Here is a 24054-nt window from a genome sequence, read left to right as displayed (position 1 = left end):
AGTATACATTTTTGAGACCCAAAGGCCCGCCCGCCATGACCCTCTCCATCCTGCGCACGATCGCCATCGCCCTTACCGGCGTGCTCGTCTTTCTGATCATCGGCCTGCCCCTGCCCTGGTTGCTGGGGCCGATGTTCGCCTGTCTCGTCGCCGCGCTGCTGGGTCTTGATTTGCGCGCACCCGAGCGGCTCTGCGCCGGGATGCGCACGATCCTGGGTGTGGCGGTTGGCGCCTCAATCACACCCGCCGTCGTGGTGCGGCTGCCGGACATGGCGGCCTCGATCGCGCTGATCCCACCCTTCGTCCTGTTGATCGGGCTGATCGGCTATCCCTATTTCCGCAAGCTTTGGCGATTTGATCCGGCAACCAGCTACTATGCTGCCATGCCCGGGGGGTTGCAGGACATGCTGGTCTTCGGCGAAGAGGCGGGCGGCTCGGCCCGGGTGCTCAGCCTGGTCCACGCCACCCGCGTTCTGGTCATCGTCAGCCTGCTGCCGCTGTTTCTGACCGAGGTATTCGATCTCGACCTGTCCAACCCGCCCGGCAAACCGCTGGCCGATGTGCCCTACCGGCAACTGTTCCTGATGGTCGTGATTGCCGCCGCCGGGTGGCGTGCAGCCGCCGCTATGGGCATGTTCGGGGCCTCAATCCTCGGTCCGATGATCCTGGCCACCATTGCCAGCCTCACCGGCCTGATAGATCAGCGCCCGCCTGCCGAGGCGATCCTGGCGGCGCAGTTCTTCATCGGACTGGCCGTCGGCGTGCGCTATGTCGGCCTGACCCTTGGCGAGTTGCGCAGCATCGTGGTTGCCGGTCTGGGCTTTACCCTGATCCTCGCCGCGCTTTCGGTTGTGTTCATGGAAATCGTGATTTTGCTGGGCCTCTCGGACCCGGTCGATGCGATCCTCGCCTTCGCGCCGGGTGGACAAGGAGAGATGACGGTCATCGCGCTGATCGCGGGCGCGGATGTGGCCTATGTGGTCACCCACCACCTGACCCGGCTGGTCACGGTGATCATCGGCGCGCCGCTTGTCGGGCGCTGGTTGCGCTGAGCCGGGGCATACTGGTCGCCTGCGCCCCCTGCTGATATAGCCGGATGTGAACATGTTGGAGTGCCTCACCGGTGTCAAACCTGCTGATCTCGCGCAGCGCCGATATTCCGGACCCGTTGCGGGTAGCTCGGGCCAGAAGCCTGCCCAACCTGGGGCCGCGCCTGCTGTTTCTCAGCGGCGGCAGCGCGCTGAATGACATCGCGCGGCGGCTCAAGCTCTATTCCCATAACTCCATGCACCTGATCACACCCTTTGACAGCGGTGGCAGTTCACAAGTGCTGCGGCAGGCTTTCGACATGCCCGCCGTCGGCGACCTGCGCAGCCGGCTGATGGCATTGGCGGACGAGACTGAGCTGGGCCAGCCCGACATTTTCCGCCTGTTCAGCTACCGCTTTCCCAAGGACGCAGACGAAGCGGCGCAAGAAGAGGAATTTCGCGCGCTCCTGTCCGGCGAGCATCACCTGATGCGCGCCATCACCCAGCCCATGCGCCGTCTGATCCTGGCGCAACTGCGCGCCTTTGCCGAACATCGCCCGCACGGGTTCGATCTGGCTAGGGCCAGCACCGGCAATCTGATCCTTGCAGGCGGCTACCTGACCCATGACCGCGCGCTCGAGCCGGTGCTGTTCCTGATGTCCAAGATGGTCGACGTGCGCGGCACGGTACGGGCCATCGTCGACGACAATCTGGGTCTGGGCGCGGAGTTGCAGGATGGTCAGATCGTGCTAGGTCAGCGCGACCTGACCGGCAAAGAACTCGCGCCAATCACCGCGCCGATCCGCCAGCTTTTCCTGACCCGCAACGGCCAGCGCCTGCCTGCTGCCTCGGTACTGCTGCCCAAACGCAACCGGCGCCTGATCGAACGCGCCGATCTGATCTGCTATCCGCCCGGCAGCCTCTATACCAGTGTGCTAGCCAACCTGCTGCCCGCAGGAGCGGGCCGCGCCATCGCTGCACGAAACGTGCCCAAAATCTATCTGCCCAGCCTCGGCCACGACCCCGAATGCCTTGGAATGACGCTGCCCGATCAGGTTGCGGCCCTGCTTGCCTGCCTGCGCGCCGATGCGGGGGAGGATTGCCCGGCAGAGGCGCTGCTCAATGCGGTGATCTGCGATGCCGGAGCCATACCGCTGGAGCAGCGACAGGCGGTCGAGGCCCGGTTCTCCCTCCCCTGCCTGCCCCTCGCCCTGACCCGCAGTGAGCACCCGGACCGCTATGACCCGGACCCGCTCTGCGAAACGCTGATTTCGCTGATCTGAAAACCTGCCTTTCGCGGCAGTGCACGGGCTGAGCATCCAATCCTCAGGGCGAATAATAGTTCCAGTTCTGCCGCACCCGGCGATAGGCGCGATCCTTCCACAGGCGATCTTGCGGCACATCCTCGGCGGCCTCTTCGTTCCAGAATATCTTGAGAGCCGACCCCTCGGGCCGCGCTTCCAGCACGATAAGCTCTTCGCGGGCATCTCCGGCAACGTCGGCCGCGTAGGTCCGCGCCGCCTCGGTCGGCCAGACCCGCAGGAATTCGCCTGTCAGCGCATCCACCAACGCGATCTGGCCGTCGACATGGCGTTCGGTCACGAATAACAGCTGCTGCCCGTTCCCATCCCAATGCACCGGGCGCACGAGGTCGATTCCGTATTCGCCGCGGCGCGGGCTGCGCCCGCCGCGCAGATCCACCCGGATACGGTCGGCCAAGCGCTGGAGGAAACTCGCCTCCGGGTCAAAGCGGCAATCACCCACATGACACCAGCCTGGCGGAGCGGTGTCGCTTACCGACCATGACGCAATTACATTGCCGTCCCCGGCCATCACCCAAGGATGGTTGCCGCAGGATGAACGAGCAAAGACTTCCTGGCCGGGACGATCCGGATCGAATTCACCCACCGCCAGTTTATCGGGGTCTTCTCCGTAACGGCATTCACCTATGGCCCAAATGCCGCCCGGTTCGTGATACCGCCACCAGCCCGGCTCGGTAGCACCTATCACGATCGTCTCATCATTGCCATGCTGCTCGGCCAGTGCGACCTCAAGCCCCGGCACGGGCAATATGTCACCCACCGCCAGACTGTCAAAACTGTTCATCTTGGTGCCTTCACGCGCCGCCGAGCGCAGAAACTTCCCCTCCGGGTCCAGCATGATCGGCCCCAACACCTCGTCCCGACCATCCCCATCAAGATCCAGCGTGCGGACGATGCCATGTTCGACCCCCATCCAATCCGTCACATGCCAGAGCGTTTCCCCGTCCTCCAGATTTATGGCCTGCAATTCGTTCTGAGAATATTGCAGCACCGCGTCGCGGTCGCCCGTACCGCGAAAATCGGCAATCGCCAGCCCCTGTGCACCCGGAAAATCGTAGCTGCGTTCGATCTGACCGGTCCTGCCATCCCGGATCACCAGCGTGCCATCAGGCCGCAGATAGGCCACTTCTTGCGCACCGTCGCCATCCATGTCACCGGCGATCGCCCCCGGCCCATGCCTACCCGGAAAGTGCATCCGGCGGGCTTCCTGGCCCAGGTTGATATCGTCCCGCACATGCCAGAGACGCACACCCTTGGCCGAATAAGCGGCGACATGGCCCAGCGTCGTGATGACGAAATCCATATCCCCATCCCCGGTCAGGTCATGCGCAAACAGCCCGCCCCTCCAGGGCGCGGCGAGCGGAATGTCGAGGTCGAACACCATCGGGTTCTCGGGATAAGGTGACGCAACGGCGGGTGACAACCCGGCAAGCAAGACGATTAGGCAGCACGCAACGCTCAAACCCGTCTCGCGCCCGTCCATGACGCTACCGGCAGCGATTGGGACGGCCATTGTTGCGGGCCACCTGATTACCCCAGCGCAGCAGGTTCACATTGCAATCGTCACGGTCGATCGCCACCTCGATGAAGCACAAACCATCGCGACCCTGCGCCTCGGCGATGGCCGCGTCCAATTCACCCTCGGTGGTTGCGCGGGTGCCCCAGGCCTTGCCCTCGCCCGCGCCGAACACCTCGATCAGGCCTGCATAGTCCCAGTTCTTGATGGTGTTGTAGGGGCCGTCATGAATCTCCACCTCGATCGTGTAACCGCCATTGTTGATCAGGAAGATGATCGGGTTCGCGTCATAGCGGATCATGGTCGAGACCTCTTGCGCGGTCAGTTGGAACGATCCGTCACCGATGCAGGAAATCAACCGCCCGCCTTGCTTACCCAATGCATAGCCCAGCGTCGCGCCGACCGACCAGCCGATCGAGCCATATTGCATCTGGATCTCGAACCTTGCCCCGTCGGGCAGGTCGATATCCATCCCGTTGAACCAGGAATCTCCGGTCTCGACCAGCAAGGTGCTGTCCCCCTCCAGCATGGATTGAATGCGCGCAAAAAGCTGGCGCACGGTCAGCGGTGTGTCCGCTGCGCCGGGCGCGGGCAGATGCCGCGGCGTCCTGACCCGTTCAAAGGCTTTGACCGCGCCGTCATTCGGGGTCAACCGCCCGGTGAGCGCCTCCAGAAACTCGTCCATGCGGACATTGCTGTAATTGGTCTCGCCCAGCTGCGCCGAGGTGGGATGCGCGATCACCGCCCTGGATTTGTTGAATCCAAGCTGATGGCCGGTGGTCGTGTAGTCGGTAAAAACTGGCCCGGCGAACAGCAACGCATCAGCGGCATCGACGATCTCGCCACAACCCGGCGTGCTGACCGGGCCCCAGTAGATGCCCATGTAGTTTTGATGCGCCTCTGACAGGAAGCTCTTGGCGTTGGGCATCGCCGCTTGCGCATAACCGCAGGCCTTGGCCAGCTCCCGCAGCGCCGGTTCCGCCCGCGCCGCACGGGTCTTGCTGCCCGCGATCAGCACCGGTCGCGCGGCAGCGTTCAGAACCGTGGCCGCGTGATCGACAGCGGCAGCCAGCGAGTTCGGGTCGCTGGTGACCTGCCGGGCAAAGCTGCGGGCAATCGGTTCGGAGGTCGGCGCATTTGCGATATTCGAGGCGATCTCGATATAGACCGGCTTGCGGCGCAGCATGGCGGTGTCGATGGCCCGGTCGATCGCCACCGGCGCCAGCGAGGGATGATGGATGCGCACCGCCTCGGCGGTGACCCGGTCGAAAATCTCGCGCTGATAACCGTAATCGACCTCGCCCAACGTATGGTGCAGATATTCCCACTCGGCCTCGGAATTGGTGTTGGGGCCGCCGGAAATGGCGATCATCGGCACGTCCTCGGCAAAAGCTCCGGCCACCGCGTTCAGCAGGCTCAGCCCGCCCACCGAAAAGGTAACCACAACCGCTGACGGTCCACCGGTTGCACGTGCGTAACCATCCGCCGCATAGCCAGCGTTCAACTCGTTGCAGCAGCTGATCATCCGCAGATCCGGATTGCTCAGCAATTCATCAAGCAGCACCAGGTTGTAATCTCCGGGCACGGCGAAATAATCGCCTATCCCGGCCTCCTGCAGGCGCCGCGCCAGATATGATCCGACCGTCCAATGCTCTGATGCCATGGCAATACCTCTTGCGATTTTCTTCAATAAAATGGGGACACCCCATACCCTAGGGGCCGGAACGCGGCCTTGGCAAGTTTCCGAAGCCCGAAGCCGAGCCTTCCCTCATTCAGCAAATGGTCGGTCAAGCGTCCGCCTCCAGGCGATCGAGTCTGAATGCCCGCCCGCTTCAATGCACACAGTTCACGTGTCGCGGTGGCGCCGATGTTCCCTCGATCATGCGATTGAGCGTCGCGTTGATCTCCGGATCAACACTATGTCGGTAACCCGGATCTTCGACCTTGATCCCGAAGAACAAAAAATCGGTGCAGGTCAATTGCCGCTCGGCGGTCTACGGCGATAAGTCGGCTCAGGCCACTGGCACCAGGTGGTTGTCCCATTGGCACCCTGCCTGCGCCACCCCGGCAGGTCGCCCGCGCCCAAGCCGACCGGTCAGGCCGGTCCCGGCGGTAAAGAAGAACCCCGAAGGACCTGCGCCCAGTCCGCAGACATCCGCGATCTCATGCGCTGTGGCAAAGGCGTGACTGGCCACGTCAAAGAGATGCAGCACGCCGCCGCGCGGCGCGGTGAACCCGATGCGCGACCCGTCGTCCGAAAAAGCAACACTGCCCGCATAGCCCTGCAGCCGCGCCTGTTGCACCTCGGGCGCGGCCAGAAACACCGGGTCGGAGCCACGCCGGTGCAGGCCCAGCAACGGCGGATGGGTGGTTACATCGCCCTGCCATTGCATCGTAAAGCCCAGCAACCCGTCACCACGCAGCGCCAGATGGCGGATCGAATTCCTGTGCAGGCCCGGCGGCGGGGTGACCTGTTCCTCAATGCCGCCATCCAATTCCATATAGGTCAGGTTCGGTGCCATGAAGGGCAGGTTCAGCTGGGCGCGACCGGTCTCGGGATGGGTTTCGATCCCACCATTGGCCACGGCCAGTGTTTCGCCATCGGGCATCAGCACCATGTCATGCGGCCCGACCCCGCCCGAGAACATCTCTCCAATCCGTGCATAGCCGCGCGTGGCATCCCAGAGCCCGATCATCCCCTGTCCCGCGTCATAGTCGTTTTCAGTGGTGAACAGCATGCGGCCATCCCGCGAAAACACGCCATGACCGTAGAAATGCCGCCCTTCGGGCGCGTCGAGCGTGGCGATGGGTTGCCCGGTCCGGCAGTCGATCACCAGCGCAAACCGGCCCGGCCTTCGGGCAAACGCCACCGCCTCGGGCCGCGACGGATGGGCAGCGGCGGCATGGCCGCGACCGGGCAGAGGCAGGTCGAACACCATGTCGCCCGAGGCACGCAGACCGGCCAGCCGATAGGATCCGTCGGGGAACAGAGCGGCGGCCAGGTAGTCCGGCGCGCCCGCATCGGCCCAACCGGAGGTGGGTAGCGCGCCCGCTGCCACCAGACCGGCAAGAAACCCGCGCCGCGTGGTCATTTCAGTCCCCGTCCAGCGAATTGAACCCCGCCGCGACGCCCAGTTGCGGGCCAAGCCGGGTTGCGGTGATCGCGCGGATTTCATCAATGCTGTTCTTCAGCGCCTCGACCCGGAACCGACCCTGCGGCGTGGTGACGCCCGCGAAATCCGGGTCCTCCAGCCGTTCGGCAAGGGCAATACTGCGATCGAAAGCAGCATCAAGCTCTGCCGCGGTCCCCGGATGCCCCTCAGACAGCAGCGCCGCCAGATCGCGCAATGAGGCCAGCGACAGGAGCACATTGCGCAGGGACCGCGCCGACCGGCGCGCTTCGGCCCGGTTCGGGCGCGGCTTGTCGAATGTGCCCAACGGACGCCCCAACCGTGTGTCCGAGGTAAATTGCAGACCCGTGGACAGCGCCTTGAACAGCTCCTGCGCGGCCTCGTCACCAGTGCGATAGCGGCTGTCGCCCCCGGGCGTGGTCAGCTCGGACCCATAGCTCAAGGTCCAGTCGGCCAGGATATCGTCCGCGATCCGGTCCATGTCCGCCGCAATCGCGCGGATCAGGCCACAGCGATAGGTATCGCCGGAGGCGAACCGGTCATCATAGAGCAGGAACTCCAGCGCGAACAATCCACGCGCGGCGACCGAGACCTCGGCGAACAGCGCCGGGTCCCGCACCACCGGGTCCTGATCCGCGATCAGCGCCGACAGCGATTTCGGCGTGAAGCCTTTGGTGTCGGGCCAGAAGGCCATGGCAAAGGCGCGATCCTCCACCTCGGTCGGTCCAAAGCGCAGATGCGACACACCCATCCAGGCGTCGAAGGTCTGGTGATAGGGCGCTTCGAGATCCGTGCACCCCACTGCACTTGCCGCTTTCAGAGCGCCGGTCTGCTGCGCCAACGCCTGAAATCCCGGCAGGATATGAACATCAACCGCCCGTTGCACGGGCGTCTGGGCAAGGGTCACGCCGGGCAGGACCATCAGGCAAAGGGCAAACACACGCATCATTTACAGGCTCTCCAGAAATCGGATCAGGGCGTCACGGTCGCGTTTGGGCATCTCGATCACCGCATCCCGCTGAACCTGCGCCTCACCGCCATGCCACAGCACCGCCTCGAGCAGCGAGCGCGCCCGCCCATCATGCAAAAACCGCGTGTGGCCCGAGACCTGCTCGGTCAAACCAATGCCCCAAAGCGGCGGCGTGCGCCATTCGCGGCCCGTCGCGCGACCCTCGGGGCGGTAGTCGGCCAGCCCCTCGCCCATGTCATGCAGCAGCATGTCGGTATAGGGCCAGATCAGCTGGAAACTGTGCTCGGGGCGATCTTCAAGCCGGTGGGTGACAAAAGCGGGCGTATGACATGCAGTACAGCCGGTCTCGTTGAACACCTGCTTGCCGCGCAGAACCTTCGGAGCATCCACGTCACGCCGGGCGGGCACGCCCAGATTGCGGCTATAGAAACTGGTCAGGTCCAGCGCCACCTGATCCACCTCGTGGACGCGCACCGGGTCGTCGCCGTGCGGCGCGGCAAGGCAATCCACCTGCGCCTCGGTGCAATCCCCCGCAGGCGCCGGAAAAAGTGGGGACGAGATCCCGATATCACCGGAAAACGCCGCCGCCGATTGCTGGCTTACGGTGGGCTGGCCCGCCTTATGCCCGAACCGGCCCAGCATCGGGCGGCCCTGTTCCAGCGACCAGACGATATTGGCGCGCCCCGAAATGCCATCACCATCGCTATCCTCGGGATCGGCACCAGCCAGAATATCCGCCGTCGGAATGGCCTCAAGCAGACCAAGCCCGATCATTTGCGGTGCCACCCGAGGGCTAAGCATGGCCGCAGGGTGCAATGGCCCGTAGCCGAGATCGTCCAGATGATAGACGGGCTTGCGCAGCCGGGCATAATCTCCATCCGACAGCGGCAGATCGATCTCTTCATAAGTGATCCGCAGCGTGTATTCCGCCGGATGCCCCGCCAGCGCGAAATCCTGCAATTGTTCGCCATAAACCGGGTCCGGTTGCGTCGCCAGATAGCCCTCGATCGCCTCTTCCCCCGCCTCGCCGGGCACTGAAATTCGCATCAGGAACGACACCGGGCTGTCCTCTGCCGAGAGCGGCGGATGACCGCGCCCGTCCTTGATATGGCAACGCTGGCAAGAGCGCGCATTATAAAGCGGCCCCAAGCCGTCCGAGGCCATGGTCGAAGAGGGCGACGACACCCAGATCTTCTTGAACAGCCCGTTGCCGACCCGGAAATCCAGCTCCTGCTCAAAGCTCAGATTGGCCGAGGGTTGCGAAAACGCATCTGCGTCACTGCGCGCGCGCACCGTGGCAGCCCCGGCAGAGAGATGTTCGAATTGCTGGGGTTGCGAAAAATCTCTGGCGGGGGCGGTGATGGCGGCGACCCGCGCGGTCTCTTCCTCGGTCCGGGGCAGGCTGTTGAGGTGGCGGTCGCGCAATGGCGCGGTTTCCGTTTCTGCCGCAAAAGCAGCCGGGCCGATCAGCCCGGCCAGCAAGGCGAGGCTACTCAGCCTCATCCATTTTCGACGCGTTGAGCTGCGCATAATTTTCCGCACCGATCCTGTCATGCAGTTCCAGCTGGGTTTCGAGGAAATCAATATGACCCTCCTCATCCGCCAGCAGCCCCTCGAACAGCGCCATCGAGACGAAATCGCCCACCGACTGGCAATGTTTGCGCGCCTCGGCATAAAGCGCCTGCGCTTCCTTTTCGGCCTCCAGATCACATTCCATGGTTTCCTTTGGCGTCTGACCGATCCGCAGCGAGTTCAGCTTTTGCAGATTCGGGTGACCTTCAAGGAAAATGATCCGTTCGATCAGCTTGTCGGCATGTTCCATCTCTTCGATGGATTCCTCGCGGCTCTTCTTGGCCATATGGCCCAACCCCCAATCCTCCTGCAGCCGGTAGTGCAGCCAGTACTGGCTGACTGCGGTCAGCTCGTGACGGAGAGAATCGTTGAGGTATTCAATGACTTTGGCGTCGCCTTGCATGGCTCGGGTTCCTTTGTTGCCCCACCCCGGAGGGAGCGGAGTTGCATGGGTATTTCCAAGTTACCGTTTTTTCTCATCGTGTCCAAAAAAAGCGGCATACAGCCGCCGCAATCCGCAGCCTTGCCAAGGGCCCGATAGATTTTGCCCGGTGTGATCAGGGCCTGCGGGTCTGACGCCCGCATCCAGTCGATGGCGGCATCAATTTCGGTGTCCGAAATATTCTGACAATGGCAAACGATCATTTCTGCGTCCTGCATCAAGGTGGCCGGGCGTGCGAGAGCCGCCCGGCCAAAGAAGCCTTACTGGAACACCGCGTCGGGGTTATCCAGGCTGTCCGAGCCTTCGAAATCCACCTGATCCAGGCCGAGCGCGACAACTGCGCGTTCGATGCTCTTGGTCTGATCGATCAGACCGGCGACACCACCCATTACCAGCGCCTCACCGCCCAAATTGCCGCGTTCCAGCATCTGGTCATAGGCAAAACCCGCTTCGGCGGCGGTCTTGATGCGGCCAAGCGCCAGCATGGTGCGCGACAGTTTCTCTCTCATTTCGACATCCAGCACCGGGTCGGCCTGCCCCACCAGATCGCTCAGGCTGGGGCCCGCGACCAGCGTGCCATCGGCGCCCATATATTGACCCAGATAGACGTTCTGCACGCCCAGCCCGTCATAGTAGTGGTCGTTGTGAGTGTTGTCGGCAAAGCAGGAATGCTCTTCCTCGGGGTCGTTCAGCATCAGGCCCAGCCGCATCCGCTCACCCGCCGTTTCGCCATACGACAGCGAGCCCATGCCGGTCAGCATCGCCACGATGCCCGCATCCTCGTTTGCGGTCACCGTGCTGCGCGCGTCACCGCCTTCAGCCCATTGTGCGGCCATCCATTCCAGATCGCTGACCAGCAGGTCGGTGGCCGCCTTCAGGTAAGCCGCGCGGCGGTCGCAATTGCCGTGGGTACAGGCCTCGCCCTGCGCATAATCGGTCCAGGGCCGGTTGCCCGCACCGGTGCCGTGGCCGTTCAGGTCCTGACCCCAGAGCAGGAATTCGATGGCGTGATAGCCGGTGGCCACATTGGCCTCGACCCCATCCGCCTCATGCAGCGTATCCGACAGCAACTCGGGCGTGATCTGGCTGGCGTCGATCTCATTGCCCGAAAGGGTGAAGCTGGGGTTGGCCACCACGTTCAGAGCGGCAAACTCATTGTCATCGGTCGGCCCGCCATATGAGGCATCCACATAGTCGATCAGCCCCTCGTCCAGCGGCCAGGCGTTCACCTTGCCTTCCCAGTCATCGACGATGGCATTGCCAAAACGGAACACCTCGGTCTGTTGATAGGGCACCCGCGACATCAGCCACGCCGCCTTGGCCGACTGCAGCGTCTCGACCGAGGGGGTGGCGATCAGCGCCTCCACCGCCACCTGCAACGCTTTGGCGGTCGTAACGCTGTCGCCATAATTGGCCGCGGCAATATCCGAATAATTGGCCAGCACATCAGCCTTGCTGACCTCGGCGGTCGCAAGCGCAGGCGCGGTCAGCGCAAAGGCCGCAATGGCCGTCGATAGAAGCGCAGATTTCATGTGACATTTCCCTTGTTCAGCTTTGGCCCCGCCATTCCCCGGACGGGACTCGAAAAGACGGGATATAACTGATTAAAATAATCGGGATAGTCAACCCGAGTTTTTTACTCTGGATTGGAATTCCCTGTGTCCGAAAGACGCATCGGCACCGCGGAAAGGAAAAAACTGTCAAAAAACCGTCACGTTAGCGCTGGCGCGGGGGCCTTACTTGTGGTCAAGGCCGGAGAAACTGCCTATATGCACCCCGGACTCAACAAACCGGGGGCTGTTCCCTTGTTCGATCTGCCAACGCTTCGCGCCTCGCTTGCCGACAAATACGATCTCGCGCCCTCGGCCGAGATCGCGGCTGAGCTGAGCCATATCTATGACCGTATGCGCCGGGTGGTCACCCCCGCCGACTGGATGGTCTACGCGCCTTACGTCAAGGCGATCAACGCCCTGAAAAAAGAGCGGAACGCGGTGATTCTGGGCCATAACTACATGACGCCCGAAATCTATCACGGCATTTCCGATTTCGGCGGCGACAGCCTGCAACTGGCGATCAAGGCGACCGAGGTCGAGGCCGATGTGATCGTGCAATGCGGCGTGCATTTCATGGCCGAGACCTCGAAAATCCTCAGCCCCGACAAGACCGTGCTGATGCCCGATATGGAGGCCGGCTGCTCGCTGGCCGAATCCATCACCGCCGAGGGCGTCGAAGAGATGCGCCGCCGCTATCCCGGCGCGCCCGTGGTCACCTATGTGAACACCACCGCCGAGGTCAAAGCCGCCTCGGACATCTGCTGCACCTCGTCCAACGCCGCCCAGATCGTGGCCGCGCAAGAGAGCGATACGGTCATCATGACCCCGGACCAGTATCTGGCCCAGAACATCGCCCGCGAAGTCCCGCAGAAAAACGTGGTCTGGTGGGAGGGCTCCTGCATCGTGCACGAGCAATATTCGGCCTCCGACCTGCGCGAATTCCGCGAGTGGAACCCGGGCACACGGCTGATCGCCCATCCCGAATGCCCACCCGATGTGGTGGCCGAGGCCGATTTCTCGGGCTCGACCAGCGGCATCATCAAATATGTCACCGACGAGAAACCGGAAAAGGCGCTGCTGATCACCGAATGCTCGATGGCCTCGAATATTTCGGACGCGCTGCCCGAGGTCGATTTCGTCGGCCCCTGCAACATGTGCCCCTACATGAAGAAGATCACGCTGGAAAAGGTGCTCTATGCGCTCGACACCATGACCGGTCAGGTCGAGGTCGACCCCGCCGTGGCCGACAAGGCGCGCCTTGCGGTGCAGCGGATGATCGACCTCAGCCGTCAACTGGGCATCTGAGCCGGGTCCATGCAGCTCCACACCACCGAGAGGGTGGTTATTGTCGGCGCCGGGCTGGCCGCGATCTACGCGGCGCTCAAGCTTGCGCCGCGCCCGGTGGTGATGATCTCGCCCGACCCGCTTGGCATGGGGGCCAGTTCCGCTTGGGCCCAAGGTGGCGTGGCCGCCGCGATGAACGCCGAGGACAGCCCTGAAAAACACGCCGCCGACACGGTGCGCGCGGGCGCAGGCGCGGTGGATGCGGCGGTGGCCGAATTTGTCACCAGCGCCGCCCGCGAACATGTTCTCGACCTGACCGATCTGGGCACCGGTTTTGATCGCACAAGCGAGGGCGGCTATGTGCTGTCACGCGAAGCGGCGCATTCCATGGCACGTGTGGTGCGGGTCAAGGGCGATCAGGCCGGGGCCGAAATCATGCGCGCACTGATCGCCGAGCTGCGGGAAACCCCGTCGGTGCAGGTGCTCGAAGGCACACAGGCGGTGCGGCTTGAGACTGATGGCAATCGCGTGACCGGCGTGGTGCTCACCCGCTCGGACGCGGAAGGCTCGCAACCCATCCTGCTGCGCGGGTCCGCCATTCTGCTGGCGGGCGGCGGCTCGGGCGGTCTTTACGCGCTCACCACCAATCCGCCGCGCATTCGCGGTCAGGTGATCGGCATGGCCGCCCGCGCCGGGGCCACCATCGCGGATGCCGAGTTCGTGCAATTTCACCCCACCGCCATCGATGTGGGCGAAGACCCCGCCCCCCTCGCTACTGAGGCGCTGCGCGGCGATGGCGCGACACTGATCAACCGCGACGGCACCCGCTTCATGGTGGACCTCCACCCCGATGCCGAATTGGCCCCCCGCGACGTGGTGGCCCGCGCGATCTTTGCCCAGACGCAAGAAGGCAACCGCCCGATGCTGGACACCCGCGACACCATCGGCGCGCGCATCCTGACCGAATTTCCCATCGTGGCCGAGGCCTGCGCCCGAAACGGGCTTGACCCGGTGACCCAGCCGATCCCGGTGGCCGCCGCCGCCCACTACCACATGGGCGGGGTCGCGACCGATCTGGACGGGCGCAGCGCGCTTGCCGGGCTCTGGGCCTGTGGCGAGGCGGCCTCGACCGGGCTGCACGGGGCCAACCGGCTGGCCTCGAACGGGTTGCTCGAGGCGCTGGTGTTTGCCCGCGCCTGCGCCCAGGATATTGCAAAGAACATCTCGCAGACCACCTCCCTGCCCGATCCCGCGCCCTTGCTGGATCTTGCGTTCCAGCCCGGCGGAACCACACCCGATGCGCAGGCGGTCGCCAGATTGCGCCAGACCATGACCGACCATGTCGGCGTCATGCGCGATGCCGCTGGGCTGCGCGAAGCGCTGCGCAGCCTTGCCGAGCTGGAACAATCCCATGCGCCCTGCGACAGCTTCGCCAACATGGCCGCCACCGCCACGCTGATCGCCGGTGCCGCGCTGCTGCGCGAGGAAAGCCGGGGCGCCCATTGCCGCACCGATTTCCCCGACACTGATCCGGGACCCGGCCGCCGCCCGCCGGTCCTGCTGAGAGATGCCCTTGAACTGCGCGACCGGATCGCAAAGGACCCCACATGACCCAAGCCCCCCTGCCCGATCTGGTTCTGGAACCGATGGTGCGCGCCGCCCTGCTGGAGGACCTCGGCACCAATGGCGATATCACCACCCGCACGGTGATCCCTGCCGGAACCACCTACGCCGCCCGTCTGAACGCCCGCGAGGCGGCAGTGGTCTCGGGCATGCAGGTGGCCCGGCTGGCGTTTCGGCTGATGGATGCCGATCTGCAGCTCAACACCCGGATCGACGACGGGCAGCCCTGCCGGAAAGGCGACACGCTGATGGAGATCCGGGGCAGCGCCGCCTCGATCCTGTCTGCCGAACGGGTGGCGCTGAACTTCGCAGGCCGCCTGACCGGCGTGGCCACGCAAACCGCTGCGCTGGTGGCTGAGACCCGCGGCACCCGCGCCCGCATCACCTGCACCCGCAAGACCACGCCCGGCCTGCGCATCGTCGAGAAACAGGCGGTACTGCATGGCGGCGGCTTCAACCACCGCCATTCGCTGTCGGACGCGATCCTGATCAAGGACAACCACATCGCCGCCGCAGGCGGCATCGCGCCGGTGCTGGCGGCCACAAGGGCGCAGGCCTCGCATATGATAAAGGTCGAGATCGAGGTGGATACGCTGGATCAACTGACCGAAGTCCTGAAGGTCGGCGGCGCCGATGTCGTGCTGCTCGACAACATGGACCCCGCGATGCTGCGCGAGGCGGTGTCGATGATCGACGGGCGGATGCTGGCCGAAGCCTCGGGCAATGTCACCCGCGAGACCGTCGCCGCTATTTCTTCCACCGGGGTGGATTACATCTCGTCGGGCGCGCTGACCCATTCCTATCGCACGATCGATCTGGGCTTGGACTTCGGCTAGGCAAGGTTTCAAATCAGCCAGCCCCAGCTGCGACTGAACCAGCTCAGCGGATCAGGATCGCCCGGAAATCATTGACGTTGGTCCCAGTCGGCCCCGGCGCAAACAGATCGCCGACCGCCTCAAAGGCGCTATAGGCGTCATTATTGCCCAGATCACCCGCCGGGTCGCGCCCCGCTGAACGCAACCGCGCGCAGGTGGTGCCATCGGCGAAGGCCCCGGCATTGTCCTCGGACCCGTCGATCCCGTCCGTGTCAGCGGCCAGCGCCGTGATGCCCGCCACCCCGTCCAGCTCTGCGGCCAATGACAGCAGAAACTCGGAATTCCGACCACCGCGACCCTTGCCGCGCAGGGTCACCGTGGTTTCACCCCCCGACAGGATCACCACCGGTTTGGCAAAGGGGCGGTCCCGGTTCAGCACTTCACGGGCGATTGCGGCATGAACCCGCGCCACCTCACGCGCTTCGCCCTCGATCGCGTCCGACAGGATCACTGCCGGGATGCCCTGCGCCTCTGACCGCGCCGCCGCCGCTTCAAGAGAGATGGCCGCCGAGGCGACAACCCTCACTTCATGCCCCGCAAAGACCGGATCAGCAGGGTCAGGCGCATCCGCCTCGGGGCGCTGCATATGGGCCAGAACCGCCTCGGGCAACTCGATCCGGTGGCTATCAATCAGGCGCAGCGCATCCTGCCGCGACACCGCATCGGGCACAGTCGGCCCCGAGGCCACCTGAGCCGGATCATCGCCCGGCACATCCGAGACCACCAGCGACACCACCCGCGCCGGATGCGCTGCCGCCGCCAACCGCCCGCCCTTGATGCCGCTCACATGTTTGCGGATCGCGTTCATCACCGAGATCGGCGCGCCCGAAGCCAGCAGCGCGCGGTTCAGCGCCTGTTCATCCTCCAGCGTCAACTCCTCCGGAGGACACGGCAGCAGCGCCGAGCCACCGCCACAGATCAGCGCCACCACCAGGTCGTCGGACCCCATCCCTGAGACGGCCTGAAATAGCGCCTGCGTGGCCTGTTCTCCAGCAGAGTCCGGAACCGGGTGAGATGCTTCGAGCACGCAGATCCGCTTGCACTGCGTGCCATAGCCATAACGTGTGACTACCACGCCCGAAACCGGCCCGTCCCATAGCTGCTCGAAAGCCTGTGCAAGCTGCGCGGCCCCCTTGCCAGCGCCGATCACGACTGTCCGCCCCTTGGGGGCCTCAGGCAGATGCGGTGCCAGCGCCGCACCCGGATCGGCGGCCTCGACGGCGGCATCAAACAGCCCGGTCAGAAAGTCTTTTTCGTTCATTCGAAACCCGATATCGCAGGATACCCCGCCCCCACCGACCGACAGGCGCATTGATCGCCACTGTTACCTTTACGCTGCGGAAATCAAGCAGGAACATGCTCCGATACCACCGGCGTGCAACCGCCGATGTGGTGAACTGCCAAAATCTCCCCCTTGACCTTTTGTCACAGGCAGGGCGATCAGGACGATCAATATCGAAACCGGGCACGATCAGACCCGGAGGGGGACATGAATGACGCAACAGCACGCGACAGCCAAGCGCGATGCCGACGCCACACGCGCGCGAATCCTTGCCGCAGCCCGTGCCGAGTTCGCCCGGTCCGGGCTGAGCGGCGCGCGCATCGACGATATCGCCGAACGCGCCCAGGCGAACAAGCGGATGATCTACCACTATTTCGGCAACAAGGAAGCCCTGTTCACAGCCGTGCTCGAGGCCGCCTATCTGCATATCCGATCCGCCGAACAGCAGCTTGACCTGGACAGCCTGGACCCGCGCGACGCACTGGACAGACTGGTGCGGTTCACGTGGGACTATTATCTGGAACATCCCGAACTCATCGCGCTGGCCAATAGCGAGAACCTGCATCAAGGCCGTCACATCCGCCGCGTCGACAGCCTGCCGCAAAGCGCGCGGAGCCTTGTCGACCTGGTCGCCCGCATTCTCGACCGGGGCCAGCGCGCGGGCGTATTTCGCGATGGGGTCGACGCGGCGCAGCTGACCATCACCATCGCCGCGATCGGCTGTTATTACCTGGCAACCCGGTATACCGGGTCGCTGCTTTTTGGCCATGACATGATGGCGCCAGACGCACTGGACGCGCGCCTGGCCTTCAATCTGGACGCCGTTCACCGGATGGTCGCCCGCTAAGGCAACCTCAGGCTGCCAGCATGGGCGAGATCGCGCTGTGGCTCAGCTCTCCCTGCTCCTGCTTCAGGCATGCGTTGAACGCCATATGCAACTGCTTGAGCTGGTCCAGAGTCCAATCATAGGACGCGATCTGCTGGGTAATCGTGAACATCTGCGGAGCCAGATGATCGCGCGCGGCCTGATAGGCACCCGCCTCGCCCGGCACAGCCGACAGCGCGTTGGCCAGTCGCTGCGCGTCCAGAAACGCATCGGTGATGCCATGGGCCGTGGCCGGATCCTTGAAATATCCCGCATCTCCGACCAGCGCCCAACCCGGCCCGGCGCAGTCGCGCAAGTGACCCGGCGCACCGGTATACCGGCGCAACCGCTCGATGGGGCCGCGCGCCGCCAGTTCGGCAGCCAGTTCGGGATCCCATTGCGACAGCATCTGCACCATCCCTCCGAAAGCATCAAAATTGAACCAACGGCGCATGGCGCGCGGATCACATGCGGCAAAGAAGCAATGCGCACCATCGGTGGTGGGGATCAGCCCTGCTGAAACCCGATCGCCGAAATACCAGCGATAGCCCTCGTTCGCGAGGCCATCGACATAAGAGTAGATGCAGGCCGCGCGCGTGTCCGACGTCATGATCGATCGTGCGCCAACCATTCCCGCCAGACTCGACTGCCGACCATCCGCGCCGATCACGATCCCGGCGGAAACGGGCTCTATCGCGCCCGATTTCATCCGCAGCGAGACGCCGCAGACACGGCCGTTCAACTGCTTCTGCACGCCGGCCAGCGTAACGCCGGTATGCAACTCGACCCCGGCCTCCCAGGCCGCGTCGCGCAGAACCCGGTCGAGCAGCCAGCGGCGCGGTGCATAAAGCCCCGCAACCCCGCCACCCGGCTGCACCGGGACGTCCACCACGTCACCGCCGTATTGAAACCGGGTCTGCCGCACCATTGGCGTGCCCGCAGTGATCCGGCGCAGCAGCCCCCAGTCATTGAGCAGCGATACGGCAGGCCGCGTCAGCGCATGGGTGGACAGCGTGTCCTGGCTGCCATCCTCACGGTCGACCAGCAGCACCCGCGCACCGGCACGGGCCAGCAGCAATGCGGTGGCGGCACCTGCGCAGCGGGCACCGATAATGACGGCATCATATTGGGGGCGTGAAAAAACCCGGGTCATTGGAAATCTCCTACTCTGTGTGACTTGGAACATGCCCTCAGCCTGCCCGACGCGACGCGCGCAGGCTTGAGGAAGAGGTGGGGAAAGTCTGGAGATTTTCTGAAATCCAATGAGAACAGGCATCCGGGCCGCGTCCCGTCAGCAGTAACAACTCGCGGGTTTCCGCAGGATCAGAACCCAATAGTCCCAAAAAACCTGCACGGGTGGCGGTTGATAATGGCCGACCTCACGCATTTGCGGCGGCATCAGATTTTTGTGCGCCCCTGCCGCTCGATCCGAAAATTAAATCCCGGCGAAAATGATCTGGATCAAATTGCATCCCTTGCGGAATCGTTAGCGAGAACGGACCAGAAAAACCCTCGGGTCGCCAGCGAATGAGCCAATTGACCAGCAGACGCGCGTTTCTCAGCGCACGTACCCTCCGGGAAGACACCGACGCCATCAGGCCGCCGGGTGCGGCAGTGCTTGGCTTTGGTGCGCTTTGCACAAAATGCGGCGACTGTGTTCCGGCCTGCCCCGAGGGGATCATGACCGTCGACGCAGACGGTTTTCCCGTGGTAGAGTTGAATAGCGGTTCGTGCACGTTTTGCGGCGCTTGCGCCATGTCCTGCGCAACCGACGCGCTTGCCGTCGAGCGACTGCCGGACTGGCCCTGGCATGCGGCGATACAAGGCGCGGCCTGCCTGTCGATGCGCGGTGTCAGTTGCCGTCTTTGTCAGGACAGTTGCGATCACGGCGCCATCCGCTTCAGGCTGCAGCCGGGCGGGCGCGCCGACCCGTTACTCGACCTCGACACCTGTATCGGGTGCGGGGCCTGCGCCCATGTCTGCCCTGCCGGTGCCGTCACATTCGAACGCCACGCCAACCACCAGTCGGAAGAGATCCAATGAACATCTGCGGTTGCCTCATACATGTCATGCCCGACCGCGCCGACCCCGCGCGCGTGGCGATGACCGAAACGCCCGGCGTTGAAATTCACGCCACCGCCGAGGATGGCCGCTTTGTCGTCGTCGTCGAAGATACAGCCGACCGGCTGGCCTCGGAGACCATCATGGATCTGCATCAGATCCCCGGAGTGATCTCTCTCAGCCTGACTTACCACCACTTTGAAGATATCGCGGCAGCCCGTCCGTGACCCGATGCCCCAAGCCAACCGCCCAGCAGGAGGCCCATGCCATGACCATCTCTGAATCCCGCCGCACCTTTCTCAAGGCGTCAGCCGCCGCCGCGACCGCCTCGGCTGCAGGCATGCCGCTGGCCACGGGCCAGGCCAATGCCCAGGCCGCCGCACCCGATATCCGCTGGGACAAGGCACCTTGCCGGTTCTGCGGCACCGGTTGTTCGGTTCTGGTGGGCACCAAGGATGGCCGGGTTGTGGCCACGCAGGGTGATCCGGATGCGCCGGTCAACCGCGGGCTGAACTGCATCAAGGGCTATTTCCTGTCCAAGATCATGTATGGCCAGGACCGCCTGACCACACCGCTTCTGCGCAAGACCAACGGCGTTTACGACAAGAACGGCGAATTCGAACCGGTCAGCTGGGACGAAGCCTTCGACGTGATGGCGCAGAAATGGAAAGAGGCGCTGGCCAAGAAAGGGCCGACCAGCGTCGGCATGTTCGGGTCGGGCCAATGGACGGTCTGGGAAGGCTATGCGGCTGCCAAGCTGATGAAGGCAGGGTTCCGGTCCAACAACCTCGATCCCAACGCGCGCCATTGCATGGCCTCGGCGGTGGTCGGCTTCATGCGCACCTTTGGCATCGACGAGCCGATGGGCTGCTATGACGACCTGGAACATGCCGACACCTTCGTGCTCTGGGGCTCGAACATGGCCGAGATGCACCCGATCCTGTGGTCGCGCCTGACCGACACGCGACTGACCAAGCCGGGATGCGAAGTGCATGTGCTGTCGACCTTCGAGCACCGTTCGTTCGAACTGGCCGACAATGGCCTCGTCTTCAACCCGCAGACCGATCTGGCGATTCTGAACTACATCGCCAATTACATCATCCAGAACGATGCGGTGAACGAGGATTTTGTCAAGAACCACGTGAACATCACCAAAACCGCAACAGATATCGGTTATGGGCTGCGCGATACCAACGCGTTGCAGCAAGAGGCCGAAAATCCCAACTCGGGCAAGCTGGAAACGATCAGCTTTGAAGAATACGCCGAAGCCGTCGCGCCCTATACGCTGGAATACACCGCTGAACTGTCGGGCGTGCCGGCCGACAAGCTGGAAAAGCTTGCCCAGCAATATGCCGACCCGAACCGCAAGGTGATGAGCCTGTGGACCATGGGCTTCAACCAGCACACCCGCGGGTCCTGGGTGAACTCGCTGATGTACAACGTACACCTGCTGGTCGGCAAAATCTCGGAACCCGGCAACTCGCCCTTCTCGCTCACCGGTCAGCCCTCGGCCTGCGGCACCGCGCGCGAGGTCGGCACATTCGCCCACCGTCTGCCCGCCGACATGGTGGTCATGAACGACGAACACCGCCAGATCTGCGAAACCGCCTGGAAGATTCCCGAAGGCACCATCCCGCCCAAGCCCGGTTTCCACGCCGTGTTGCAGAACCGCAAACTGAAGGATGGCGAGCTGAACGCCTATTGGGTGCAGTGCAACAACAACATGCAGGCCGCGCCCAATATCAACGAGGAAGGCTATCCCGGCTATCGCAACCCGGAGAACTTCATCGCCGTTTCGGACCCCTATCCGACGGTCACCGCCGTGTCCGCCGACCTGATTCTGCCCACCGCTATGTGGGTCGAAAAGGAAGGTGCCTATGGCAACGCCGAGCGCCGCACCCAGTTCTGGCGTCAGCAGGTGAAAGCACCCGGTGAGGCAAAGTCGGACCTGTGGCAGCTGATGGAGTTCTCCAAGCGCTTCACCATCGAAGAGGTCTGGGACGAAGAGCTGCTGGCCAAGATGCCCGAACATCGCGGCAAGACCATGTATGACGTTCTCTATGCCAACGGCACCGTGGATCAGTTCCCGCTGTCCGAGACCGCCGAAGGCTTCGACAATGACGAGGCCGAGCATTTCGGCTTCTACATCCAGAAAGGCCTGTTCGAGGAATATGCCGGGTTCGGGCGCGGCCACGGGCATGACCTCGCGCCGTTCGACACCTACCACAAGGCACGCGGGCTGCGCTGGCCTGTCGTTGACGGAGAAGAGACGCTCTATCGCTTCCGCGAAGGCTATGACTCCTATGTACCCGAAGGCGCTGACGTGAAATTCTACGGCCACAAGGACGGCAAGGCCAAGATCATCTTTGCCCCCTACGAACCCGCCGCCGAGGAACCTGACGAGGAGTTCAACCTCTGGCTCTGCACCGGTCGTGTGCTGGAACACTGGCATTCCGGTTCGATGACCCGCCGGGTGCCGGAACTGCATCGCGCCTTTCCCGCTGCCGTGGTCTTCATGCACCCCGAGGACGCGCGCGACCGTGGTCTGAGGCGCGGGCAGGAAATCATCCTGTCCACGCGCAGGGGCGAAGTGACCAGCCGGGTCGAAACACGGGGGCGCAACAAGGTACCGCGCGGTCTGGTCTTCATGCCATGGTTCGACGAAGGCCAGCTGACCAACAAGCTGACGCTTGATGCGACCTGCCCGCTGTCAAAGGAAACCGACTACAAGAAATGCGCCTGCAAGGTCGAGCGCGCGTAACCGGCACGGATCACACAGGTAATCCCCATGCCCCTTGCCGGAACCCCTCTTTCGCCGCAGCGGCGCCGCTTCCTTCAGGAAACGGCACGGGCGGCGGGCGGCTGCGTGGTGGCCGGATCGCTGCTGGCCTATCTGGCCCGCAGCGCCCGCGCCCTACCGGCGGAGGCCCTGCGCCCGCCCGGCGCATTGCCCGAGGAGGATTTCCTATCGGCCTGCATCCGCTGCGGGCTCTGCGTGCGCGACTGCCCTTATGACACGCTGAAGCTGGCGGAACTGGGCGCAGGGTCCGGGGCCACCGGCACGCCCTATTTCACCGCCCGCGACGTGCCCTGCGAAATGTGTGACGACATCCCGTGTGTCGCCGCCTGCCCGACCGGCGCGCTGAATCCCGCGCTGGATGTTATCGACGACGCAAAAATGGGCGTTGCGGTTCTGGTCGATCAGGAGAACTGCCTGAACTATCTCGGCCTGCGCTGCGATGTCTGCTACCGGGTCTGCCCCGTCATTGACGAGGCAATCACGCTGGAGCCGTCGCACAACACGCGCTCGGGGCACCATGCGATCTTTGCACCCACAGTGCATGCCGACCGCTGCACCGGCTGCGGCATGTGCGAGAAAAGCTGCGTTCTGCCCGAAGCGGCCATCAAGGTTCTGCCCGCCCGTCTGGCACGCGGCAGATCAGCGACGCACTACCGCAAAGGCTGGGAAGAAAAGGCCGCCAAGGGCGGGCCATTGGTCGAGGACGTGATCGACCTGCCCGACCGTCTGCCCGGACCGGGCACCGACAATCTGGCCGCGCCCGGCGGGTATGAACCGGGCTACAACCTGCCGGGGCTGGGCCAATGAGCGCCCGCGCCCATATGCCCGTGGGGCAAGAGGCGGCTGCGGCCAAAGGCTGGATCGGTGCGCATCGTTTCCTGCTGCTGCGCCGCGCCAGCCAGTTGTTTTTTCTGCTGCTGTTCCTGCTCGGGCCGTGGCTGGGCATCTGGATCGTCGAGGGGACGCTGGCCGGATCGCGAACATTGGGCGTTCTGCCTTTGACCGATCCGTTCATCCTGTCCCAAAGCCTCATCGCCGGGCACTGGCCCGAACTCACAGCGCTGATCGGCGGCCTGATTGTTCTGGTAAGCTATGCGCTGATCGGCGGTCGGGTTTATTGTTCCTGGGTTTGCCCGATCAATCCCGTGACCGATGCCGCAAACTGGCTGCATCGCCGCCTGAACCTGCCAAAAGGCTGGCAACCCAAACGGGGGACGCGGCTGTGGATACTGGCGAGCGTGCTGATTGTCTCAGGCCTGACAGGTGTCATCGCGTGGGAGGTGATCAATCCGATCACCATGCTGCACCGGGGGCTGATCTTTGGCATGGGGTTCGTCTGGGCAATGATCGCCGCAATCTTTGTCTTTGACCTCTTTGTCGCGCGCCACGGCTGGTGCGGGCACCTCTGCCCGGTCGGCGCGTTTTATGGCCTGATCGGCGCAAAGAGCCTGCTGCGGATCAGCGCCGCCAACCGCATGGCCTGCGACGACTGCATGGATTGTTACGCGGTCTGCCCGGAAAACCAGGTGATCTCACCCGCGCTGAAAGGCAAGCCGGGCAGCAGCCCTCTGATCCTGTCGCCGGACTGCACCAATTGTGGCCGCTGCATCGATGTCTGCGCGGTAGACGTTTTCCAGTTTACGCACCGGTTGGACGACCGCGTCGTCACACCATCCGAACCAGCAACCGCGCCCGAGCCGCGCACCGCCAGACTTATCTAAGGGAGTGCC

The 24054-nt window shown here is 63.9% G+C and carries 22 protein-coding genes; 12 read left to right on the top strand and 10 right to left on the bottom strand.

Annotated elements, in window-relative coordinates; all coding sequences use genetic code 11:
• The first annotated feature begins 35 nt into the window (after window positions 1–35).
• Window positions 36–1052 (top strand): AbrB family transcriptional regulator, encoded by a 1017-nt coding sequence (locus M3P21_RS15525; protein ID WP_249711275.1) that lies wholly within the window; start codon window positions 36–38, stop codon window positions 1050–1052.
• A 71-nt stretch (window positions 1053–1123) separates the two neighbouring features.
• Complete coding sequence (locus tag M3P21_RS15520) at window positions 1124–2311, top strand: GAK system CofD-like protein (RefSeq protein ID WP_249711273.1); 1188 nt, start codon at window positions 1124–1126, stop codon at window positions 2309–2311.
• A 43-nt stretch (window positions 2312–2354) separates the two neighbouring features.
• On the opposite strand, the gene M3P21_RS15515 is transcribed toward M3P21_RS15520, so the two are convergent.
• From M3P21_RS15515 to M3P21_RS15480, 8 genes are all read right to left on the bottom strand, one after another.
• Window positions 2355–3863: a hypothetical protein gene (locus M3P21_RS15515; protein WP_249711272.1), complete on the bottom strand. Its 1509-nt coding sequence runs from the start codon at window positions 3861–3863 to the stop codon at window positions 2355–2357.
• A complete protein-coding gene (locus tag M3P21_RS15510) occupies window positions 3838–5529 on the bottom strand; it encodes a thiamine pyrophosphate-binding protein (protein ID WP_249711270.1) in 1692 nt (563 codons plus the stop codon). The genes M3P21_RS15515 and M3P21_RS15510 overlap by 26 nt, the downstream gene beginning before the upstream one ends.
• A gap of 349 nt (window positions 5530–5878) precedes the next feature.
• A complete protein-coding gene (locus M3P21_RS15505; protein WP_249711268.1) occupies window positions 5879–6958 on the bottom strand; it encodes a DUF1513 domain-containing protein in 1080 nt (359 codons plus the stop codon).
• 1 nt (window position 6959) lies between these two features.
• Window positions 6960–7946 (bottom strand): imelysin family protein, encoded by a 987-nt coding sequence (locus M3P21_RS15500; RefSeq protein ID WP_308445965.1) that lies wholly within the window; start codon window positions 7944–7946, stop codon window positions 6960–6962.
• Window positions 7947–9470 (bottom strand): di-heme oxidoreductase family protein, encoded by a 1524-nt coding sequence (locus M3P21_RS15495; RefSeq protein ID WP_249711266.1) that lies wholly within the window; start codon window positions 9468–9470, stop codon window positions 7947–7949.
• Entirely contained in the window at window positions 9457–9942 is a 486-nt protein-coding gene (bfr, locus tag M3P21_RS15490; RefSeq protein WP_249711263.1) for a bacterioferritin, read from the bottom strand. The genes M3P21_RS15495 and bfr overlap by 14 nt, the downstream gene beginning before the upstream one ends.
• Window positions 9885–10199, bottom strand: coding sequence for a (2Fe-2S)-binding protein (locus tag M3P21_RS15485; protein ID WP_308445964.1), 315 nt, complete (start codon window positions 10197–10199; stop codon window positions 9885–9887). The genes bfr and M3P21_RS15485 overlap by 58 nt, the downstream gene beginning before the upstream one ends.
• Before the next feature lie 42 nt (window positions 10200–10241).
• On the bottom strand, window positions 10242–11513 hold the full coding sequence (locus M3P21_RS15480; RefSeq protein ID WP_249711262.1) for an imelysin family protein: 1272 nt from the start codon (window positions 11511–11513) through the stop codon (window positions 10242–10244).
• 273 nt (window positions 11514–11786) lie between these two features.
• Between M3P21_RS15480 and nadA the strand changes: the two genes are divergently transcribed.
• The 3 genes from nadA to nadC are packed head-to-tail and all read left to right on the top strand — an operon-like array spanning window position 11787 to window position 15277.
• On the top strand, window positions 11787–12839 hold the full coding sequence (gene nadA / locus M3P21_RS15475; RefSeq protein WP_249711260.1) for a quinolinate synthase NadA: 1053 nt from the start codon (window positions 11787–11789) through the stop codon (window positions 12837–12839).
• Window positions 12840–12848: 9 nt separating this feature from the next.
• Window positions 12849–14429 (top strand): L-aspartate oxidase, encoded by a 1581-nt coding sequence (locus M3P21_RS15470; RefSeq protein WP_249711258.1) that lies wholly within the window; start codon window positions 12849–12851, stop codon window positions 14427–14429.
• Entirely contained in the window at window positions 14426–15277 is an 852-nt protein-coding gene (nadC, locus tag M3P21_RS15465; protein WP_249711256.1) for a carboxylating nicotinate-nucleotide diphosphorylase, read from the top strand. Before M3P21_RS15470 ends, nadC begins: the two co-directional genes overlap by 4 nt.
• 43 nt (window positions 15278–15320) lie before the next feature.
• On the opposite strand, the gene M3P21_RS15460 is transcribed toward nadC, so the two are convergent.
• Window positions 15321–16577 carry a glycerate kinase type-2 family protein gene (locus M3P21_RS15460; protein ID WP_249711254.1) on the bottom strand — a complete coding sequence of 419 codons (1257 nt, stop codon included), beginning with the start codon at window positions 16575–16577 and terminating at the stop codon, window positions 15321–15323.
• 232 nt (window positions 16578–16809) lie between these two features.
• On the opposite strand from M3P21_RS15460, the gene M3P21_RS15455 reads away from it, so the two are divergent.
• Complete coding sequence (locus M3P21_RS15455; RefSeq protein WP_249711252.1) at window positions 16810–17445, top strand: TetR family transcriptional regulator; 636 nt, start codon at window positions 16810–16812, stop codon at window positions 17443–17445.
• Window positions 17446–17452: 7 nt separating this feature from the next.
• Here the strand turns inward: M3P21_RS15455 and M3P21_RS15450 are convergent, their stop codons facing one another.
• Complete coding sequence (locus M3P21_RS15450) at window positions 17453–18616, bottom strand: NAD(P)/FAD-dependent oxidoreductase (RefSeq protein ID WP_249711250.1); 1164 nt, start codon at window positions 18614–18616, stop codon at window positions 17453–17455.
• Window positions 18617–18832: 216 nt separating this feature from the next.
• Here M3P21_RS15450 and M3P21_RS15445 point away from each other — a divergent pair, with 216 nt between their 5' ends.
• Genes M3P21_RS15445 through napH form a run of 6 tightly spaced genes read left to right on the top strand, consistent with a single transcriptional unit; the run spans window position 18833 to window position 24045 of the window.
• On the top strand, window positions 18833–18994 hold the full coding sequence (locus M3P21_RS15445; RefSeq protein ID WP_249711249.1) for a hypothetical protein: 162 nt from the start codon (window positions 18833–18835) through the stop codon (window positions 18992–18994).
• On the top strand, window positions 18991–19506 hold the full coding sequence (napF, locus tag M3P21_RS15440; RefSeq protein WP_249711247.1) for a ferredoxin-type protein NapF: 516 nt from the start codon (window positions 18991–18993) through the stop codon (window positions 19504–19506). Before M3P21_RS15445 ends, napF begins: the two co-directional genes overlap by 4 nt.
• Window positions 19503–19751 carry a chaperone NapD gene (locus M3P21_RS15435; RefSeq protein ID WP_249711245.1) on the top strand — a complete coding sequence of 83 codons (249 nt, stop codon included), beginning with the start codon at window positions 19503–19505 and terminating at the stop codon, window positions 19749–19751. Before napF ends, M3P21_RS15435 begins: the two co-directional genes overlap by 4 nt.
• A gap of 41 nt (window positions 19752–19792) precedes the next feature.
• A complete protein-coding gene (gene napA / locus M3P21_RS15430) occupies window positions 19793–22285 on the top strand; it encodes a nitrate reductase catalytic subunit NapA (protein WP_249711243.1) in 2493 nt (830 codons plus the stop codon).
• A gap of 27 nt (window positions 22286–22312) precedes the next feature.
• Complete coding sequence (gene napG / locus M3P21_RS15425; protein WP_249711241.1) at window positions 22313–23131, top strand: ferredoxin-type protein NapG; 819 nt, start codon at window positions 22313–22315, stop codon at window positions 23129–23131.
• Window positions 23128–24045, top strand: coding sequence for a quinol dehydrogenase ferredoxin subunit NapH (napH, locus tag M3P21_RS15420; protein WP_249711239.1), 918 nt, complete (start codon window positions 23128–23130; stop codon window positions 24043–24045). Before napG ends, napH begins: the two co-directional genes overlap by 4 nt.
• Window positions 24046–24054: the final 9 nt, after the last annotated feature.

Origin of the sequence: Ruegeria spongiae, from assembly GCF_023502395.1 — a bacterium.
GTDB lineage: Bacteria > Pseudomonadota > Alphaproteobacteria > Rhodobacterales > Rhodobacteraceae > Ruegeria_C > Ruegeria_C spongiae.
This window is presented reverse-complemented; position numbering and strand designations above follow the sequence as displayed.

What these genes read in the sequence shown, in the direction of transcription:
- M3P21_RS15435 (WP_249711245.1), top strand. Translation starts at nt 19,503, where the DNA reads ATGAACATCTGCGGTTGCCTCATACATGTCATGCCCGACCGCGCCGAC.
- bfr (WP_249711263.1), bottom strand. Translation starts at nt 9,942, where the DNA reads ATGCAAGGCGACGCCAAAGTCATTGAATACCTCAACGATTCTCTCCGT.
- M3P21_RS15525 (WP_249711275.1), top strand. Translation starts at nt 36, where the DNA reads ATGACCCTCTCCATCCTGCGCACGATCGCCATCGCCCTTACCGGCGTG.
- M3P21_RS15505 (WP_249711268.1), bottom strand. Translation starts at nt 6,958, where the DNA reads ATGACCACGCGGCGCGGGTTTCTTGCCGGTCTGGTGGCAGCGGGCGCG.
- M3P21_RS15455 (WP_249711252.1), top strand. Translation starts at nt 16,810, where the DNA reads ATGACGCAACAGCACGCGACAGCCAAGCGCGATGCCGACGCCACACGC.
- M3P21_RS15470 (WP_249711258.1), top strand. Translation starts at nt 12,849, where the DNA reads ATGCAGCTCCACACCACCGAGAGGGTGGTTATTGTCGGCGCCGGGCTG.
- M3P21_RS15500 (WP_308445965.1), bottom strand. Translation starts at nt 7,946, where the DNA reads ATGATGCGTGTGTTTGCCCTTTGCCTGATGGTCCTGCCCGGCGTGACC.
- M3P21_RS15450 (WP_249711250.1), bottom strand. Translation starts at nt 18,616, where the DNA reads ATGACCCGGGTTTTTTCACGCCCCCAATATGATGCCGTCATTATCGGT.
- M3P21_RS15495 (WP_249711266.1), bottom strand. Translation starts at nt 9,470, where the DNA reads ATGAGGCTGAGTAGCCTCGCCTTGCTGGCCGGGCTGATCGGCCCGGCT.
- nadC (WP_249711256.1), top strand. Translation starts at nt 14,426, where the DNA reads ATGACCCAAGCCCCCCTGCCCGATCTGGTTCTGGAACCGATGGTGCGC.
- napG (WP_249711241.1), top strand. Translation starts at nt 22,313, where the DNA reads ATGCCCCTTGCCGGAACCCCTCTTTCGCCGCAGCGGCGCCGCTTCCTT.
- napF (WP_249711247.1), top strand. Translation starts at nt 18,991, where the DNA reads ATGAGCCAATTGACCAGCAGACGCGCGTTTCTCAGCGCACGTACCCTC.
- napH (WP_249711239.1), top strand. Translation starts at nt 23,128, where the DNA reads ATGAGCGCCCGCGCCCATATGCCCGTGGGGCAAGAGGCGGCTGCGGCC.
- M3P21_RS15445 (WP_249711249.1), top strand. Translation starts at nt 18,833, where the DNA reads ATGGCCGACCTCACGCATTTGCGGCGGCATCAGATTTTTGTGCGCCCC.
- M3P21_RS15460 (WP_249711254.1), bottom strand. Translation starts at nt 16,577, where the DNA reads ATGAACGAAAAAGACTTTCTGACCGGGCTGTTTGATGCCGCCGTCGAG.
- M3P21_RS15510 (WP_249711270.1), bottom strand. Translation starts at nt 5,529, where the DNA reads ATGGCATCAGAGCATTGGACGGTCGGATCATATCTGGCGCGGCGCCTG.
- M3P21_RS15515 (WP_249711272.1), bottom strand. Translation starts at nt 3,863, where the DNA reads ATGGCCGTCCCAATCGCTGCCGGTAGCGTCATGGACGGGCGCGAGACG.
- M3P21_RS15480 (WP_249711262.1), bottom strand. Translation starts at nt 11,513, where the DNA reads ATGAAATCTGCGCTTCTATCGACGGCCATTGCGGCCTTTGCGCTGACC.
- napA (WP_249711243.1), top strand. Translation starts at nt 19,793, where the DNA reads ATGACCATCTCTGAATCCCGCCGCACCTTTCTCAAGGCGTCAGCCGCC.
- M3P21_RS15485 (WP_308445964.1), bottom strand. Translation starts at nt 10,199, where the DNA reads ATGCAGGACGCAGAAATGATCGTTTGCCATTGTCAGAATATTTCGGAC.